The sequence below is a fragment of the Embleya australiensis genome (assembly GCF_051903075.1).
GTDB lineage: Bacteria > Actinomycetota > Actinomycetes > Streptomycetales > Streptomycetaceae > Embleya.
The window spans coordinates 6,451,711-6,468,555 of record NZ_CP182422.1; the positions used below are offsets into that span (position 1 = coordinate 6,451,711).

Sequence of the window (16,845 nt, forward strand, 5' to 3'; positions counted from 1 at the left end):
CGGACCCCGGGCTACCGGAGCCGGCCCACCGCGCGGCGCAGCCGCTTGAGGTCGCGGACCCGGCGCTCGTAGCCCGCGCCGACCACGATCAGCAGCAGCCCCGCCGTGCCGAGGACCGCCCAGCGCGGTACCGCGTCGTACACCGGCGCCAGATGCGGCGCCAGGTGCACCGGGCCGATGATCGCGAGCACCCCCGCGCCCAGGAACAGCGGCGCCCGGAGCCGGAATCGGGCGCCGACCAGGAGCGTGCCGATCGCGGCGATCCCGAGCAGGCTCGGCCGGACCGGCTCGCCCTGCCCCACCGCGAGCGGAAACGACGGCAGCAGCAGCACCGCCAGCGGAGCGCCGTAGGCCGCCCACGACGTGGTGTCGGGGTCGGCCCGCCGCCGGCGCAGCCCCTCGACCAGCAGGGCGAGGCCGAGCGGCACGGTGTAGGCCTCCGGGTGGGGCACGTCGAACAGGGCGAGCCGGACCCAGTAGGCGACGAACAGCAGCGGCACCGCGGCGATCCGGGCCGGCCCACGCAGCGGCCCGGCCGGCGTGGTCAGCGCGGTGAGGCCGGCCCCGGCCAGGACGAGCCAGATCAGCTCGGGGGCCATGGACAGCGTCGCGGTGCCGGCGGCGCACCCGGCCGCGGCGGCGGCGATCGGGACGGCCATGCCGAGGCGGGGGAGCCGGGCGCCGGCGAGGTACAGGAGCATTGCCGTGCCGGCCGCGGCCAGGGCGGTCGCGCCGTTCGACGCGTCGAGCCGGTACAGCGCGGCCGGCACCGTCGCGGTGAACAGCACGACGGCGGCGGGCGGCCAGACGGGCCGCAGCGCCGCGTGGCCGAACCGCGCGCCGCACAGGGCCGCCGCCGTCGCGACGGCCAACGCGACGGGCGAGGTCGGCGCGCCGGCCGACAGCGCGACCAGCAGGGTCGTACCCGCCGCGGCCTCGACGGCGAGCACGATCGGGGACGGGCAGGCGAGGGGGCCGGCGAGCGTGGCGGCGAGCGGGAACAGCAGGGCGGCGGCGAGCACGGCGGCGACTGCCACGGCGGGTCGATCCGCGCCGAAGGCGGCTGCGCCGGCCGCGCTCGCGCTGGCCCAGCACAGCGCGGCGACCGCGGCCCAGGCGGTGCGCGGCACCGGCCGGTCGCGGAGCGCGCCGACCAGGCACGTCGCCAGGCCCGCGGCGAGCACGACGGCCAACGGGCCCGGGGCGCGGGCCGCGACCAGGCCGCCGATGATCCAGCCGACGCCGCCGACCAGGGTCAGTGCCCGGGTGGTCCGCGCGGTGGGCCGCAGCGCCACCGCGATCAGCGTGACCAGCGCGCCGAGCACGGCGGGGGCGAGAGCGACCAGCGTGGTCCGGACGCCCGCGTGCCCGGTCGCCATCGCCACGTCGGACAGGGCGAGGGCGAGCGCGGCCCCGGCCGCGAGCGGACGGACGAGCCGGCGCGCGGGCACGCACAGGACGACGGCGGAACCGGGACCGGAGCCGGAGCCGGAGGAGGTGCGGGTGCCGGCGGGTGCGGCGGATGGAGCCGCTTGTGGCTCTTTGTCGAAGTCGACGCCCGCTTGTGCTGGTTCATCCGAGTTGTTCGTTTCACTCGTCGGCGTGGAATCCGCCGGCTGCGGCGCCGCGTTCGGCTCGCTCGCGCGGCGTCCCGGTGACAGGACGGCGACCAGAGTGAGGCCGGCGGCGCCCACGGCCCAGACCACGATCGACGTCTGCCAGTACGCCGTCGCCCACACGAGGGCGAGCACACCGTGGCCCAGGGCGAGCAGCGGCAACCACGGCCGCACCCGCCCCGCGCAGGCCCACCCGATCGCGACCGCCACGTGCCAGCCGAGCGCCGCCCACAGCGGCAGGTCCAGCGCCGGCGGCACGACCACCGGCAGCGCCCCGACGGCGATCGCGCCGATCATGCGGGTCGTGGTCGCACCGGGCCGGCCGCGCAGGAGGGTCAGCGCGGTGAACCCGGTCAGCGCCGCCAGGGGCAGCAGCGCGAGCGGCGCCGCGCCGAAGCTCCAGCCGGCGGTGCCGGACAGGAGCGCGTCCCGGGCGTGCGCGTCGACCGGGTACAGGCTCCAGGGCCGGCCGAGCCAGGTCATCGGGCCGAACACGGCCACCAGCGGCGCCGCGGCCACCCAGAACGCCGGCACCACGGTGAGCGGCACCAGCACCGCGAGCGGCCCGGCCCGGAACTCGCGCGGCACCGCGAACAGCGGCGCCATCGCGACCAGGACCACCGCGAGCAGCACCACGCCCACCCACGCGACCGGGGTGTCCGACTCGCCCGAGTCGCGCCCCGGCAGCGACGCGAGCAGCAGCACGGCCGCCGCCAGCGCGCCCACCATCGCGCTCCCCGACGCCAGATGCCGCACCACCGGCGCCTCGCGCAGCGTGTACGCGATCCCGCCGGCGAGCGCGGCCAGCGCCAGCATCGTGCCCGCCGGTGCCCCGCCGGCGTCCTCGTCCAGGGTCAGCCCGACCGCGGCCGGCCAGTAGCACAGCACCCCGACCTCGGCCACGATCCGCAACCCGCGCGCGGCGTCGGAGTAGGTCCGGCGCAGCAGCACGACATCGACCGCGGCCTGCGCCCCGAGCCCGATCGCGAGCGGCAGCACCGACCCGCGCTCCACCCCGAACCAGGCGATCACCAGCGGCAGCGGCCCCTGCAACAGCAGCGCGGCGGAGATCCGCAACGCGCGCAGCGGCGCGACCAGCGAGCCGGCCGACACGAGCAGCGCGTCCCCGCTGCGCAGACCCGCGAGGTCGGCGGTCCACGCCGCGTACCCGTCGAGCAGTCCCATCGCCACGGTCAGCGCGGCCATCGCCTCGGCGGTGGCGGGCAGTTCGCGCTGCTCGGCGAGCCCGGTGCCGGCCGCGGCCAGGACCAGCGCCAGCCCCATCACCAGCGCGCGACCCGCCGTCCCGGTGTGGTTCCAGGTGACGGCCACGAACACCAGCGCGGCCAGCACCACGAGCAGTACTCCCGAGCCCAGCACGATCCGGGCGACCCGTCGACGCCCGACCTCGGCACTCTCCCGGACCCGACCGACGGGCGTCGGAGCCGGCGTCGGCGTCGGCGCGGCGGCGGGCGATGCGGGCGCCGGGGTGCGCTGGGCCGGGAGCGCCGGATCCGGGGCGACGGCCGTCGGCGCGCCCGCCGGTGTCGACCGCGCCGGCGCCGGCGTGTGCCGCGTCCGCCGCGCCTTCGCCCGCATCCGGGTCAGCAGGGCCTCGCGTTGGCGCAGGAGTCGTGCGGCCGACACGCTGATCTGCCACAGCTGATCGGCGGCCGGTCCGGTGAGCAGGATCGCGCACTGCCGGCAGCGCTCGGTGCGCGGATCGTCCAGATGCACCACACAGCCGGGACACCGTGTCGGGTCGTCCAGGACCTGTTCGTTCAGCATCGACGTCGTCTCCCCGATGGGTTCGTGGCCACCGATGCCGGCAGCGGATTCCCGGCGGGACATCCGCTTTCGTACTCGGATCCCGCCCGGCATCGCGGCCGCAACACCGGCCCGCGCGAGGCGAGATCGGGCCGTCCCGGGCCGTGACGTAGGCTCGCCGTGCCGGTCGCACCCGGGCCGGCCGCGTCGGAGGAGCAGGAGCAGCGATGAGTAGCGGACCCCGACCCCGCGTCGTCCTCGGCGTCGCCGGCGGCATCGCCGCGTACAAGGCATGCGAACTCCTGCGCCGGTTGACCGAGTCGGGCCACGAGGTCCGGGTCGTGCCGACCGAGTCCGCGCTGCACTTCGTCGGCGCGGCCACGTGGTCGGCGCTGTCCGGGCAGCCGGTGGCCACCGGTGTCTGGGACGCGGTGCACGAGGTCCCGCACGTACGGATCGGCCAGAGCGCCGACGTCGTCGTGGTCGCGCCCGCCACCGCCGACCTGCTCGCCAAGGCCGCCCACGGGCTGGCCGACGACCTGCTCACCAATACGCTGCTCACCGCGCGATGTCCGGTGGTGTTCGCGCCCGCGATGCACACCGAGATGTGGGAGCACCCGGCCACCGTCGACAACGTCGCGACGCTGCGCCGACGCGGGGCGATCGTGATCGAGCCCGCGGTGGGCCGGTTGACCGGCAAGGACACCGGCAAGGGCCGGCTGCCCGACCCGGAGCAGATCTTCCAGGTGGTCCGGCGCGCCCTGGCCCGCGGCGTCACCGCGCCCGACCTGGTCGGGCGGCACGTGGTGGTCAGCGCCGGCGGCACCCGCGAGCCGCTGGACCCGGTCCGCTTCCTCGGCAACCGCTCGTCCGGCAAGCAGGGGTACGCGCTGGCCCGCACCGCGATCGCCCGCGGCGCGCGGGTCACCCTGATCGAGGCCAACACCGGCCTGCCGGACCCCGCGGGCGCCGACGTGGTGCACGTGGGCACCGCCGTGGAGCTGCGTGAGGCCGTGACCAAGGCGGCCGAGAACGCCGACTGCGTGGTGATGGCCGCGGCCGTCGCCGACTTCCGCCCGGCGAACCGGGTGGGCGGCAAGATCAAGAAGACCGACGCGGAGCCGGAGCCGATCGCGCTGGTGAAGAATCCCGACATCCTCGCCGAGATCTCCCGGGACCGGTCCCGGGCCGGCCAGGTGGTGGTCGGCTTCGCCGCGGAGACCGACGACGTACTCGCCAACGGGCGCGCCAAGCTCGCGCGCAAGGGGTGCGACCTGCTCGTGGTCAACCGGGTCGGCGAGGAGTTGACGTTCGGCACGGATGTCAACGAGGCGGTGATCCTGGCCGCCGACGGCGCCGAGACACCCGTTCCGCACGGCCCGAAGGAGGACCTGGCGGAGGTCGTCTGGGACCTCGTCGTGTCCCGTTTCGGCTAGTTCGCCGGTCGATCCCTACGCTTGATGGCTGCAATTTGACACAAAGTGAGCAACGCCACGCCCATGTTCTCGGGGGGCACCCCGCCCGCTTGCGGGGGTCGGGGGGATAAACTCGGCTCCAGCATTTCGGTGGACCCGTCCGTTCCTTCCCGTCCGTGTCTTCCGGTGCGGACTCGTCGGGATGGTCGGGCCCACTTGTCAGAGCCAGCAGCCGCTGCAACCCCAGGGAGCGATGTGTCCCGCCGCCTGTTCACCTCTGAGTCCGTGACCGAAGGTCACCCGGACAAGATCGCCGACCAGATCAGCGATTCCATCCTGGACGCTCTCCTCAAGGAAGACCCCAAGAGTCGGGTCGCCGTCGAGACGCTGATCACCACCGGTCAGGTGCATGTGGCCGGAGAGGTCACCACCCAGGGCTACGCCGACATCCCCACGATCGTGCGCGAGCGCGTTCTGGAGATCGGCTACGACAGCTCGAAGAAGGGCTTCGACGGCGCCTCCTGTGGTGTCTCGGTGTCCATCGGCGCGCAGTCGGCCGACATCGCCCAGGGCGTCGACACGGCGTACGAGAACCGGGTCGACGGCGACGAGGACGAGCTGGACCGCCAGGGCGCGGGCGACCAGGGCCTGATGTTCGGCTACGCGTGCGACGACACGCCCGAGCTGATGCCGCTGCCGATCACGCTCGCCCACCGGCTGTCCAAGCGCCTGGCCGAGGTGCGCAAGAACGGGACCATCCCCTACCTGCGTCCCGACGGCAAGACCCAGGTCACCATCGAGTACGACGGCGACCGGCCGATCCGCCTGGACACGGTCGTGGTCTCCTCACAGCACGCGGCCGACATCGACCTGGACTCGCTGCTGGCGCCGGACATCCGCGAATACGTGGTCGAGCCGGAGCTGACCGGACTGGGCATCGAGACCGAGGGCTACCGGCTCCTGGTCAACCCGACGGGCCGGTTCGAGATCGGCGGCCCGATGGGTGACGCGGGGCTGACCGGCCGCAAGATCATCATCGACACCTACGGCGGCATGGCCCGCCACGGTGGCGGCGCGTTCTCCGGCAAGGACCCGTCGAAGGTGGACCGCTCCGCCGCGTACGCGATGCGCTGGGTGGCCAAGAACGTGGTGGCCGCCGGACTGGCGCGCCGCTGCGAGGTGCAGGTCGCGTACGCGATCGGCAAGGCCGCTCCGGTCGGCCTGTTCGTGGAGACCTTCGGCACCGAGGCGGTGCCGGTGGAGACCATCCAGGCCGCCGTCGGCACGGTGTTCGACCTGCGCCCGGCCGCGATCATCCGCGACCTGGACCTGCTCCGCCCGATCTACGCCCAGACCGCGGCCTACGGCCACTTCGGCCGCGACCTCCCGGACTTCACCTGGGAGCGCACCGACCGCGTGGACGCGCTCAAGGCCGCCGCGGGCCTCTGAGCCCGGGGATTTCTCGCACGCCGCCGGCCGCGACACCGACCCTTTCGGGGGTCGGCGTCGCGGCCGGCGGCGTTTGTGGGCTCGGCGCCGAGCGTGGCCGCGGTGAGCCGGCCGCGTCCTCGGGCGGCGATGGCCAGGGGCGCGCCGGTGGGTCAGGCGGCCTGGGCGGCGCGGCGCAGGCGGGTCATCAGGTGGGTGCGGTCGGCGTTGGTGATCATCGCCGGATGGGCGTGCAGGGCCGCGACCGCGTCGTGGGCCGCGGCCCACAGGCGGGCGAGCTCGTGTTCGGACACCTGCCCCGCGGATCGGGCGATCGCCTCGTAAGCGGCGTCACGCGCGCGTTGCAGTTCGATCAGGTCCGCCGGGATGGGCTGTTCGGACATGTGTAAGAGCTTACGAGAGTCCACGTAAACACAGGGTTAGCTCCGGATTGCGGCGGGCCCCACGGAAGATCGTCCTCAGATGACCTCGTGCTCCCGACCGGCGGATTGTTGCGGATGGCGCGGTATGCGGAACTCGGTCACCGGCGGCATGCAGAAGATGGTCAGGTCGCACGCGACGCCGACCGCCTGCGTGGGGGTGTGGCCCAGGTGCAGTGCGGCCCGGGCGTACTCCCACCCCGAGCCGATCGCGCCGTAGTCGTAGTAGAAGACGTCGAAGTCGCCGCCCGTCTCGAACAGCTTGCCGTCGAAGGCGAACATGAACTCCGACTTGGGCTCGAAGCTGGACAGCTTGCGCTTGCCCCACTCGACGAACTCGGCGTAGAACTCCAGGACGTCGCGCTCCTCGGCGGACGACGGGGTGTGCGTGTCCAGGAACAGGCGCATCAGATTGATGTCGCGCAACAGTCCGGCACCGCCGAAGATCAGGTTCTCGCCGATCTTGTACAGCTTGGTGCCCTCGGTCTTGGCCTGGCCCCAGGTCACCTGGGAGTCGGCGGCCACGACGATCGATTCGTCGATGATCTTCCCCGCGACGACACTCATCAACGCCCCCCGTTCGTACGGCTGATCCGGACCCGAACGTGCCGGTTCAGGATCGCAGAGGGGCGGCCCTCGGCGCAGGTGTTCGGGTCGCGCCGAGGGCTCCCGGGGATGGTTCGGACCGGACCGCGCCCGCGGTCAGAGGCGGACCAGGACCTGGTCCAGCGGCTTGCGGTGGATGTCGGGGACGCGGGCGTCCTCGGCCGGGTAGCCGACCGGGATGACCACCGCGGCCCGTTCCTCCGGCGGGCGGTCGCACACCTCGTTGAGGAAGCGCATCGGGCTCGGCGTATGGGTCAGCGTGGCCAGTCCGGCCTGGTGCAGCGAGGCGAGCAGCAGGCCGACGGCGATGCCGACCGACTCCTTCGTGTAGTACGGGCGCGGCGAGTCGGGTCCCTTGTGCACCTCGAACACCACGATCACCGCCGGCGCGTCCTCCAGGAACGGCTTGTGCCAGTCGGTGCCGATCGGGGCGAGCGCGGCCAACCACTCCTCGGACGCGCGATGTGCGTAGAACTCGCGCTCCTCCTGCTCGGCGGCCTCGCGCAGCCGCCGCTTGCGCTCGGGATCGGTGAGCACGACGAAGCGCCAGGGCTGGACGTTCGCGCCGCTGGGCGCGGTGCCGGCGGTACGGATCGCCCATTCGACCACGTTGTCCGGGATCGGTTGGGACGAGAAGTCGCGGACGGTTCGACGCTCGGCCATCACGTCGTGGAAGGCACGGCTGCGGGCTTCCGCCTCGTGAGCGGGGACGCCTCGGTGCCGGTGCGGAACCGTGGGGTATGTGGGTTCATCGACCATGGCGCACAGCACAGCACGGCAGGGGGGTGCGGTGGAAGGTCCCGCCTCGGATCGTCTCGGACCGTCTCGGCTTCGGGTGGCCCCGTCCGGTCAGTTCGATCCGCGGTCGCCCAGTGAGACGGTCGGCGCGGCGGCGACGGTGCGGGTGACGCGGAACTGCCGGCCGGTGCTCGCGACGGTCACCACGGAGCCCGCCCAGGCCTCGGTCACCCGTCGGGACAGGTCGGCCTCGCTGATGCCCGCGTGCAGCAGGTCGGCGCGCAGCGCTCGGGCCGCCGACTCCCGGGTCCCGGTGTGCAGGGTCCGCCAATCGTCGCGGTTCGTCTCGCGCGTCTGCGCCTCGTGCATCCCGTTCGCTGCCTCGTGCATCGTGTCCGCTCCCTCCCCGGCCGTGCAGGACCGGGCCTTCCGTCCCTGACCCCCGGGACCACCCTGCGCCGGCGGTCAAAGATCGTCCAAATCCGTCAGGAAAAATCAGCCTCAGGCATGAGACGGGTGAAGCCGCCTACTTCGTTGGAACGAGCGCTCGGGTGGGCCGTAGGCCATGGATTCGCGAGCCGTCTCCAACCGGCCGGACGGGTGTGGTCCGCTCAGCAGTCGGCGCCGACCGGGACGTGGGCCCCGGTCTGGAGGCCGCGCGAGCGCACGATCAGCGTTTACGCAGCCGGGGCGGTCGACGTGGAAACCGCCGGCGAAGGCGACCCAGGCCGGTTCGCCGGCGACGTTTGTGCCGTCGGCGCAGTACGGGATGCGGATCGCGCCGGCCATGGTGTCGCGATTGCCCCAGCCGATCGCCGCGCCGCGGCCGGGGGTCGGTACCACCTCCAGGTCGACCGCCGTGCCGCCGCGCACCACCAGGCCGGACTTGGCGAACAGGGGGTGGGTCGACCCGGCCCCGGCCGTCCGGCTCGTCTCCAGGCGGCGGCCGGCGATGGCGATACGTCCCCGACTCGTTGGCACGGGTAGATGCTGCCAGGCGGGGGCGTCGCCGGACAGGTTCGAATGAACCGGCGGACGCTGGGCACCGTACTCGGATCGCCGGGGACAGGGTTGTGTCCCGGGCACGCGGGCACGAGCACATCAGGGAAGGTGACAGGCCATGAGCGACGACACGTGGGACCCGGTCGAGGATTCCCCGGACACTCCCGGCGACGACGGCGTCCTCGGCCCCGAGGACACACTGTCCACCGACGACCTGTCGTACGACCCGCTCGACACCGGGATCGTGCCGCCCGACCGCTGGTCGGCGGCGGAGCGGTACGGCAATACGCCCGAGGAGTCCCGACGCGGCGAATCGCTCGACCAGCTGCTGGCCGAGGAGGAGCCGGACATCGCCGACGACGACGCGGTGTCGGACGAGTGGGAGGGCGGCCCCGATCCCAGGGCGGGCCGGCTGGTCGCGGCGGACGAGGGCGCGCACGAGGACACCGAGTCGGAGGCGATCGCCCACGATGTCGGCATCGACGGCGGCGCGGCCGGGGCCGAGGAGGCGGCGATGCACATCATCCCGGAGGAAGAGGTCCCGTAGGGCCGCCGGTGGGCGGCTGCGCTCGGGCGGCCGGGGTCGGTGATCGGTGAGCCAAGGGTGGGCGGGACCCCTGGGACCGATGGTGTGGCTGCGTGCGGTGGTGCGGATGTGGTGTGGGCCCAGGGTGGGATGCGCCTGATGGGGGCGCGGGCCCGGACGTGCGTGCTCGGTGTGGTGCGGGCTCGGGGTTGTGTGCTGGTCGGCCCGGCGTCCTCGTGGGTCAGTGGGCGTCCGGGGGGAGTAGCTGGGTCGCGGCGGTCGGGTTGGACGGTGGGGGGTCGGTGGGGCGGGGTGGTATTCGGGCCGCGGCCGGTCCCGTGGGCGGGGTTTCGTCGAGCCCGGGGTCGAGGGTTGTTCGGGGGAGGGTCGCGGATGTGGGTGGTGGCTCGGTGGGGTGGTCCGCGGACGTGGCGGGCTCCGGAGGAGTGCCGAGGATCGAGGCAGGAGCGGGTTCGGGGCCGGTGAGCGGACGCCCGTCGAGGAGGTCCAGGGTTGCGGCCAGGCTGGCGGCGGCGGCTCGGGCGGCGCCGGCGACGACCGGGTCGCCGGTGTGCGCGGCGAGGTCGGCGAGTTCGCGTTCGGCCTCGGGGCGGTCGGCGATCAGGGTGTGGCGCAGATCGGTGAGCGGGCCGGCGATCCACGACTCGGCCTCCGCCTCGGTCTCGACCACCCGTCGCATCGCGTCCACCCAGCGGCCGATCGTGCCCAGCGACTCGCGCGCGTATTCGAGCAGTCGCCGGCGGGCCGGGCCCTCCAGGCGGTGGCCCTTGCCGTTGCGGAACTCCTCGTCGATCGCGGACAGCCGGTTCTCCAGCTCGTGATGCTTGGTGAGCCGGCGCAACGTCTCGGCGACCTCCTCCAGATCGCGCCGGTCGTTGCCGCCCGCGAGCCGCAACATGCGACCGAGCAGGCCGTCCTCGGGACGCCACCACAGCTGGGCGATCGAGGTCGCACGCGGGAAGCGCAGGTGGCGCGGATGCCGCAGGGCCTCGGCGGCGTCGGCGGCACAGGTCGCGGCGCCCGCCTCGGCCTCGGCCAGGGCGGCCAGGGCTCCGAGGTTGCGCGAGCCGCCGAGCAGGCCCTGGGCGGAGCCGGTGGCGATGTGTCGGGCCAGGCCGGCCACGGCGGGCAGGTCGCTCAGGCCGGCGGCGGCCTCCTGGAGCAGGCCGTACGTGCTGTGCCCACACAACACGGCGGCGCGGGCGGCGGCGGCCACGGTCAGCAGCTGGGTCGCGCGGTCGTGGCTGGGCGAGCGCATCGCCATCTCGTCGAGTTCGTCCCGCAGCGACATCGCGAGCGCGCCGGTGTCCGAACGCGCGCCGTCGGCGAGGGCGAGGGCGCGCAGCGCGGAGAGGCGTTCCGGATCGTCGGCGCCGTGGGCGTGCGCGGAGGCGTAGTCGCCGCGACCGATCAGCTCGCCGAGCAGGACGACGGATTCGGGGTCGGGGGTGGTCGGAGGTGCTGGGTCGGCGGAGTCGCTGTGTGGGACCGGGCCGGTTCGGCCGGGCTGCCCGGTCCCCTCGGTGTGCTCGGGTTCGTCGGGCCGCGCCGTCGTCTCGTCAGTGCCGGCGCCCGATGCGGCTTTCTCGTCTCGCTCGACCGGGTCGACCCGGTCCTCCCGGGTGTCCTCCGTTTCGGGTGACGCGGTGTCGGCTGCCGGGGGCGGGGCTTGCGGCGGCTCTTCGGTGTCGCCGGCCGGTTCGGAGGGGGCCTCGGTCTCGGCCTCGGTGTTCGGGGTGGGGTCCGATGTCCGGTGCCAGGACAACCGGCCGCGTAACGCGGCGTTGACGATGGTCGGGTCGGGCAGGTGGGGGCGGACCGTTTCGGCCAACTCGTCCACGCCGTCGTCCCGGTCGGCCGCGATCGCGTCGATCAGCGCGCCGAGGTCGGCCAGGGCGCACACGCGGCGTCGGTCGTCCGGTTCCCAGTTCTCGTGACGCTCGCTCAGGTCGGCGGCCAGCTCGCGGAGTTCGTTGATCGCCGGCTCGTGCGCGGGTGGGCCGGCCAGGTGTCGGAAGCGATCCACGTCGGCGAGTTCGCGAGCGTGTACGGCGGCCTCGTGCGCGGTGATCGTGGCGGCCAGGCCCGGTCGGTCCTCGGGCAGGGTGTCCGGTTCGGCGCCGACCAGCGCGCCGACCGCCTCGCGGGCCTCGGTCAACGCCGGGCCCACGTGCGTGAGCATGGTCAGGTCGGCGTCCTCCGGGGCCCGACCGGCGGCGACGGCGGCGGTGATCGAGTCGGCGGCGGCCCGGGCCCGGCCGAGCGCGTCGTCGAGCGAGCGCAGCGGGGACGGGGGTTCCTCGCCGCCACACATCCGGTTTCGGCAGAACTCCTCGAACCGGCGGCAGGCGGCCACGATGTCGGTGATCACGTCGGCGGGCCAGCCGGGCAGCGCGAGATCGGCCTCGGTGAGGGCGAGACGCAGCAGCGCGGCGGCCTGGCAGCTGAAGCCCCAGTCGGCGAGCGCGGTGAGCCGCACCAGGTCGGGGGTGAACCCCGAGGTCTTCAGGCTCTCCAGGATCTCGCCGTCAAGGGCGCCCGGATCGGTGTCGAGGGTCGCGGGCAGTAACACCCGCAGTACGGGCAGTGTGACCACCTGGGCGGTGTAGCCGCGCACGCTCGCGGTCTGCTTGCGCAGCCGCTTGAGCGCGTGTTCCGCGATCGCGGGGGTGGGGCGCCGGGCGGGCGGCACCCGCAGGGCACGCAGGGTGTCGGTACGGGTGGGGTTCGGCAACCGCCACAGGGCGTCGGCGAGGACGTCGGGGGCGATTGCCGCCAGACAGTCGACGAGTGGGTCGCCGAGGCGGGCCAGTTGTACGGCGACCGCCGATTTTTCCCGGGCTATCTCCTGTTGATCGTGGTCCGGATGGTCCAGGAAGGGCTGCAGTTCACCCGACGAGGTCGCCCACCACAACCAGTCGACGCTGCGGGACCGGGGTTGACGCACCATTTTGGCCTCCCGGGGGAGAGGGGCTGGTCTCTGGTTATACCGCCGCGGGCCCGAGATGCGGACGGTTCTGTCGGAATCACAAGGAATCAGCGCGGGTCGGTCGGTGTTGTATATACCCCTGGGTGGTATATGTGACGGATGGGTGGCGGCCGAGGAGTCGAGGGAAGGGATCACGATGGAGCGCGGGCGGATCGACCGGGACGAGCATGCGAGCCGGGACGGGGATCCGAGCGACGCGGAACTCGCCGACGGGGCGGGGCGGGTGGGGCACGTTACGCATGGTGCCGGGCACGCCGAGCATGGCGGGCACGCCGAGCACGAGGGGCATGGCGGGCACGCCGGGCACGCCGGGCACGCCGAGATGTTTCGGCGGAAGTTTCTGCTGAGTCTGCTGCTTTCCGTCCCGGTGCTCGTGTTGAGCCCGATGCTCGCGGACGTAATCGGTTACCACGAGCCCTCGTTCACCGGATCCTCCTGGATTCCGCCGCTGCTCGGCACCGTCGTGTTCGGCTACGGCGGATGGCCGTTCCTCACCGGCGCCCGCGACGAACTGGCCGCGCGACAGCCGGGGATGATGACCCTGATCGCGATGGCGATCACCGTCGCGTTCGGCGCGTCCTGGGCCTCCACCCTGGGGATCGCCTCGCACGACCTGGACTTCTGGTGGGAACTGGTCCTGCTGGTCGACATCATGCTGCTCGGCCACTGGCTGGAGATGCGGGCCCTCGGCGCCGCCTCGGGAGCCCTGGACGCGCTCGCCGCACTGCTCCCCGACGAAGCGGAACGAGTGGGCCCGGACGGGGAGTTCGAGCGCGTCCCGGCGGCCGAACTGGAGATCGGTGACACCGTGCTCGTGCGTTCCGGTGGGCGCGTACCGGCGGACGGGACGATCACCGAAGGCGCCGCCGAGTTCGACGAGTCGATGATCACCGGCGAATCCCGGCCGGTGCCGCACAAGGTGCGGGACACCGTGGTTGCCGGCACGGTGGCAATGGACAGCGCGGTACGGGTCACCGTGACCGCGACCGGCGAGGGCACCCAACTGGCCGGGATCCGGAGGCTGGTCGCCGAGGCGCAACAATCCCGGTCGCGCGCCCAGGCGTTGGCCGATCGGGCGGCGGCGCTGCTGTTCTACTACGCGGCGGGCGCGGCCGTACTGACCCTGCTCGCCTGGTCGTTGCTCGGGGAAGGTGGATCGGCGATCGAGCGTACGGTCACCGTCCTGGTGATCGCCTGCCCGCACGCGCTCGGCCTCGCCATCCCGCTGGTGATCGCGATCTCCACCGAACTCTCGGCGCGGCAGGGCATCCTGATCAAGGACCGGATCGCGCTGGAACGGATGCGTGACGTCGATGTGGTGCTGTTCGACAAGACCGGCACCCTCACGCGCGGCGCGCCGGCGGTGACCGGGGCCGTCGCGGCGCCCGGATGGCACGAATCGAAGGTGCTGCTGCTCGCCGGTGCGGCCGAGCGGGAGAGCGAACACCCGCTCGCCCGGGCGATCGTACGGGCCGCCGAGGAGCGCGGGCGGCCGGACGCCGCGACCGGGTTCCGGTCGATGACCGGGCGCGGGGTCGAGGCGGACGTGGGTGGCGCCCGGGTCCGGGTCGGCGGGCCCGCACTGCTGCGCGAGACGGGGGTCCGGGTGCCCGACGAGGTGGCGGCGACCACCGATGAGTGGGTCGAGCGCGGTGCGGCGGTGTTGTACGTGTCGGCCGACGACGAGGTCGTCGGGGCGTTGGCCCTGGAGGACGAGATCAGGCCCGAATCCCGGGACGCGGTACGGGAGTTGCATGCGGCCGGGGTACGGGTGGGGATGCTCACCGGGGACGCGCGCCAGGTGGCCGCCTGGGTGGGCCGGGATCTCGGGGTGGACGAGGTCTTCGCCGAGGTGCTGCCCGGCGACAAGGACGCCAAGGTGGCCGAACTCCAGTCCCGGGGCCTGCGGGTGGCCATGGTCGGTGACGGTGTCAACGACGCCCCGGCGCTGGCCCGGGCCGACGTCGGCATCGCGATCGGTGCGGGCACGGACGTCGCGGTGCAGTCGGCGGGCGTGGTGCTGGCCTCCGACGACCCCCGCGCGGTGCTGGGCGTACGCCGATTGTCCACCGCGGTCTACCGCAAGATGCGGCAGAACCTGGTCTGGGCGGCCGGCTACAACATCGTCACCGTCCCACTCGCCGCCGGCGTGCTGGCCTGGGCGGGCGTGGTGCTCCCGATGGAGGTGGGAGCCATCCTGATGAGCCTGTCCACGGTCGTGGTCGCCCTCAACGCCCAGCTGTTGCGCCGGCTGGACCTGCGCCCGGAGGCACTGGAGGAGTGAAACCGTTCCTTCTCCGGCACGCCGAGGGCCTGTTGGCTCGAAAGGCGGGTCGGGCGGACCCGACCCGCTCCGGTCGGAACGAACGATTCCGTAGGCCGTACCATCCGTCTGGCGCCATGGAGTCGCCATGGGGTCGGCGCGGGTCGCCGGGGCTTTTCGGGGGAGCGGATGAGGTCTGCGGTCGGTGTCGCGCGAGGTGCCGTGTTCGGGATTCGGGGACGGCACGGTTCGATGGCGCTTCGTAAGTTGCCGGAGGACGTCTGGCGGGGTTCGGCGCTGGGGATGCGGCGGGATTCCGGGCGGCACGACAGCTTCGAGGACCTGCTGTACATCGACGACGCCCGGCCGGACGGGGGCGGGCGGCACAAGGACTGGCGGCACCTGACGTTGTGGGCCGACCCCCGGCGCGAGTCGGCCGCGATCACGGTCGAGACCGAGTCGGCCGACGACACCGGGGCCGTCTACCGCATCCTCGGCCCGGCGGGTGAGCCGCTGGGGCGGGTCACCCGTCGCCGCGGGAGCGTGCTGCCCCCGCGGCGGACCTCGTGGCACGTCGAACTGCCCGACGGGGGAACGCTGTACGCGGTCAAGGGCGAGGTGGTCGGTTGGTGCTGGTGGTGGTTGTTCTCACCGGTGTGGGCGGTGATGGCGGCGGCCATCCTGTTCGGCGGCGAGTTTCCCCGGATGCCGATCAAGACCCGGTGGACGCGCGGTGGAGCGGACGTGTTCCGTTTCTTCGACGACGACTTCGAGAACCGGTACCTGGTCGAGGTCGACTGGCCGGACGTACGGGTGCTGTACGGCCTGGCCGCGCTGCATCACGCCCACCCGACTCCGCTGAACTCGCACACCCGGGGCGATTGAGCCGCGGGCGTGCTCAGCCGCAGGCCACCCACGCGCCGCCCGACGCGGCGGAGGCGCGGATCGCGTCGAGGACACGTTGGCCGGCCACGCCGTCGGCGAAGTCGGCGGGACGCGGGTGGTCGGGGATCGGGTCGCCGGCGATCAGCGCGGCGAAGGTGCCGGCCAGGCGGGCGTAGGGCGCGCGGTCGATGCCCATCGAGTGCAGCAGGTCGTACGCGGTGTGCATCAGGTCGGACGGCGGCGCGATCGGGTCCGGGTTGGCCAGGTCCTCGGGGATGTCCACCCGGCGGTCGCCGCCGGCGTCGCCGAGCCACACGTCGTCGAACTCGACCCAGGCCGTGCCGTGCGTGCCCGCCACGCGCGTGGTCATCAGCGGCGGACCGTAGACGCCGGCCGAACTCTGCAGCGTGCCCTCCACCCCGGTCACCGTGCGAAAGCGCACATTGAAGGTGTCCTCCGCGCTCTGCCCCGGCCGATCCGCGACCAGCGGCAGGCCGGCGCTGACCCCCTCGAACTCGCCCAGCGTGTGCCGGATCTGGTCGATCCAGTGCGAGGCGTGCGCGCCGAGCCAGCCGCCGCCGTCCTCGGCCCGGCCCCACCACGCGGGCACCTCGGCGGCCGGGCCGGTCAGTACCGGGATGTGCAACAGCCAGGTGGCGAGCCGGGGTTCGCCGATCGCACCGGCGGCGATCAGCCGGGCGAGCAGCGCCTGGGACGACTGCCAGCGGAACTCGGTGCCCAACAGGTGCACCACGCCCGCCTGTTCGGCGGCGGCCAGCATCCGGGCCGCCTCGGTCGCGTCGCTCGCGAACGGCTTCTCGCAGACCACGTGTTTCCCGGCCGCGATCGCGGCGAGCACGATCTCGGCGTGGGCGTGCGGGGGAGTGACCACGCTCACCGCGTCCACGCCGTCGAGGGCGAGCGCCGCGTCGAGGTCGGTGTACGCGTGCGGGACGCCGAAGCGCTCGGCGCGCTCGGCGGTGCGGGCGGGGTCCCGGCCGACGAGGGCGCGTACCTCGAAGCCCGCGTCCCGGAACGCCGGCAGGTGGGTGATGCACCCGAATCCGGTCCCGACGATCGCCACACCCAGCTTTTCCTGCGCCATGACGTCGCTCCTTGTTGTGGGCCGGGCCGAAACGGGGGCCTACG

At 73.5% G+C, this 16,845-nt stretch carries 12 protein-coding genes; 5 read left to right on the top strand and 7 right to left on the bottom strand.

Annotated features, from left to right (window positions below):
- Positions 1-11: 11 nt before the first annotated feature.
- Positions 12-3,404, bottom strand: a complete 3,393-nt coding sequence (locus ACMXN5_RS27695) for an SCO7613 C-terminal domain-containing membrane protein (RefSeq protein ID WP_439677502.1) — start codon at positions 3,402-3,404, stop codon at positions 12-14.
- A gap of 206 nt (positions 3,405-3,610) precedes the next feature.
- On the opposite strand from ACMXN5_RS27695, the gene coaBC reads away from it, so the two are divergent.
- Together coaBC and metK are read left to right on the top strand one after the other, a co-directional pair.
- Positions 3,611-4,819 (top strand): bifunctional phosphopantothenoylcysteine decarboxylase/phosphopantothenate--cysteine ligase CoaBC, encoded by a 1,209-nt coding sequence (gene coaBC / locus ACMXN5_RS27700; protein WP_439677504.1) that lies wholly within the window; start codon positions 3,611-3,613, stop codon positions 4,817-4,819.
- Between the two features lie 234 nt (positions 4,820-5,053).
- On the top strand, positions 5,054-6,247 hold the full coding sequence (gene metK / locus ACMXN5_RS27705; RefSeq protein WP_380039436.1) for a methionine adenosyltransferase: 1,194 nt from the start codon (positions 5,054-5,056) through the stop codon (positions 6,245-6,247).
- Between the two features lie 152 nt (positions 6,248-6,399).
- Here the strand turns inward: metK and ACMXN5_RS27710 are convergent, their stop codons facing one another.
- From ACMXN5_RS27710 to ACMXN5_RS27725, 4 genes are all read right to left on the bottom strand, one after another.
- Positions 6,400-6,630 (bottom strand): hypothetical protein, encoded by a 231-nt coding sequence (locus tag ACMXN5_RS27710; RefSeq protein ID WP_078974389.1) that lies wholly within the window; start codon positions 6,628-6,630, stop codon positions 6,400-6,402.
- Between the two features lie 75 nt (positions 6,631-6,705).
- On the bottom strand, positions 6,706-7,233 hold the full coding sequence (locus ACMXN5_RS27715) for a hypothetical protein (RefSeq protein WP_439677506.1): 528 nt from the start codon (positions 7,231-7,233) through the stop codon (positions 6,706-6,708).
- A gap of 135 nt (positions 7,234-7,368) precedes the next feature.
- Complete coding sequence (locus tag ACMXN5_RS27720; protein WP_380010113.1) at positions 7,369-8,031, bottom strand: nitroreductase family protein; 663 nt, start codon at positions 8,029-8,031, stop codon at positions 7,369-7,371.
- 90 nt (positions 8,032-8,121) lie between these two features.
- The gene (locus ACMXN5_RS27725) at positions 8,122-8,400 is read right to left on the bottom strand and encodes a hypothetical protein (RefSeq protein ID WP_395790925.1); all 279 of its coding nucleotides are present in this window, start codon (positions 8,398-8,400) and stop codon (positions 8,122-8,124) included.
- A gap of 730 nt (positions 8,401-9,130) precedes the next feature.
- Here ACMXN5_RS27725 and ACMXN5_RS27730 point away from each other — a divergent pair.
- Positions 9,131-9,559 (top strand): DUF5709 domain-containing protein, encoded by a 429-nt coding sequence (locus ACMXN5_RS27730; RefSeq protein WP_439677508.1) that lies wholly within the window; start codon positions 9,131-9,133, stop codon positions 9,557-9,559.
- 220 nt (positions 9,560-9,779) lie between these two features.
- Here the strand turns inward: ACMXN5_RS27730 and ACMXN5_RS27735 are convergent, their stop codons facing one another.
- On the bottom strand, positions 9,780-12,509 hold the full coding sequence (locus tag ACMXN5_RS27735; RefSeq protein ID WP_439677510.1) for a hypothetical protein: 2,730 nt from the start codon (positions 12,507-12,509) through the stop codon (positions 9,780-9,782).
- Positions 12,510-12,684: 175 nt separating this feature from the next.
- Between ACMXN5_RS27735 and ACMXN5_RS27740 the strand changes: the two genes are divergently transcribed.
- Both ACMXN5_RS27740 and ACMXN5_RS27745 read left to right on the top strand, forming a co-directional pair.
- Positions 12,685-14,832 carry a heavy metal translocating P-type ATPase gene (locus ACMXN5_RS27740; protein WP_439677512.1) on the top strand — a complete coding sequence of 716 codons (2,148 nt, stop codon included), beginning with the start codon at positions 12,685-12,687 and terminating at the stop codon, positions 14,830-14,832.
- Between the two features lie 231 nt (positions 14,833-15,063).
- The gene (locus tag ACMXN5_RS27745; protein WP_439677513.1) at positions 15,064-15,696 is read left to right on the top strand and encodes a hypothetical protein; all 633 of its coding nucleotides are present in this window, start codon (positions 15,064-15,066) and stop codon (positions 15,694-15,696) included.
- A gap of 13 nt (positions 15,697-15,709) precedes the next feature.
- On the opposite strand, the gene ACMXN5_RS27750 is transcribed toward ACMXN5_RS27745, so the two are convergent.
- Positions 15,710-16,801: a Gfo/Idh/MocA family protein gene (locus ACMXN5_RS27750; RefSeq protein WP_439677515.1), complete on the bottom strand. Its 1,092-nt coding sequence runs from the start codon at positions 16,799-16,801 to the stop codon at positions 15,710-15,712.
- Between the last annotated feature and the right edge of the window lie 44 nt (positions 16,802-16,845).

What these genes read in the sequence shown, in the direction of transcription:
- ACMXN5_RS27695 (WP_439677502.1), bottom strand. Translation starts at nt 3,404, where the DNA reads ATGCTGAACGAACAGGTCCTGGACGACCCGACACGGTGTCCCGGCTGT.
- coaBC (WP_439677504.1), top strand. Translation starts at nt 3,611, where the DNA reads ATGAGTAGCGGACCCCGACCCCGCGTCGTCCTCGGCGTCGCCGGCGGC.
- ACMXN5_RS27710 (WP_078974389.1), bottom strand. Translation starts at nt 6,630, where the DNA reads ATGTCCGAACAGCCCATCCCGGCGGACCTGATCGAACTGCAACGCGCG.
- ACMXN5_RS27715 (WP_439677506.1), bottom strand. Translation starts at nt 7,233, where the DNA reads ATGAGTGTCGTCGCGGGGAAGATCATCGACGAATCGATCGTCGTGGCC.
- ACMXN5_RS27720 (WP_380010113.1), bottom strand. Translation starts at nt 8,031, where the DNA reads ATGGTCGATGAACCCACATACCCCACGGTTCCGCACCGGCACCGAGGC.
- ACMXN5_RS27725 (WP_395790925.1), bottom strand. Translation starts at nt 8,400, where the DNA reads ATGCACGAGGCAGCGAACGGGATGCACGAGGCGCAGACGCGCGAGACG.
- ACMXN5_RS27730 (WP_439677508.1), top strand. Translation starts at nt 9,131, where the DNA reads ATGAGCGACGACACGTGGGACCCGGTCGAGGATTCCCCGGACACTCCC.
- ACMXN5_RS27735 (WP_439677510.1), bottom strand. Translation starts at nt 12,509, where the DNA reads ATGGTGCGTCAACCCCGGTCCCGCAGCGTCGACTGGTTGTGGTGGGCG.
- ACMXN5_RS27740 (WP_439677512.1), top strand. Translation starts at nt 12,685, where the DNA reads ATGGAGCGCGGGCGGATCGACCGGGACGAGCATGCGAGCCGGGACGGG.
- ACMXN5_RS27745 (WP_439677513.1), top strand. Translation starts at nt 15,064, where the DNA reads ATGGCGCTTCGTAAGTTGCCGGAGGACGTCTGGCGGGGTTCGGCGCTG.
- ACMXN5_RS27750 (WP_439677515.1), bottom strand. Translation starts at nt 16,801, where the DNA reads ATGGCGCAGGAAAAGCTGGGTGTGGCGATCGTCGGGACCGGATTCGGG.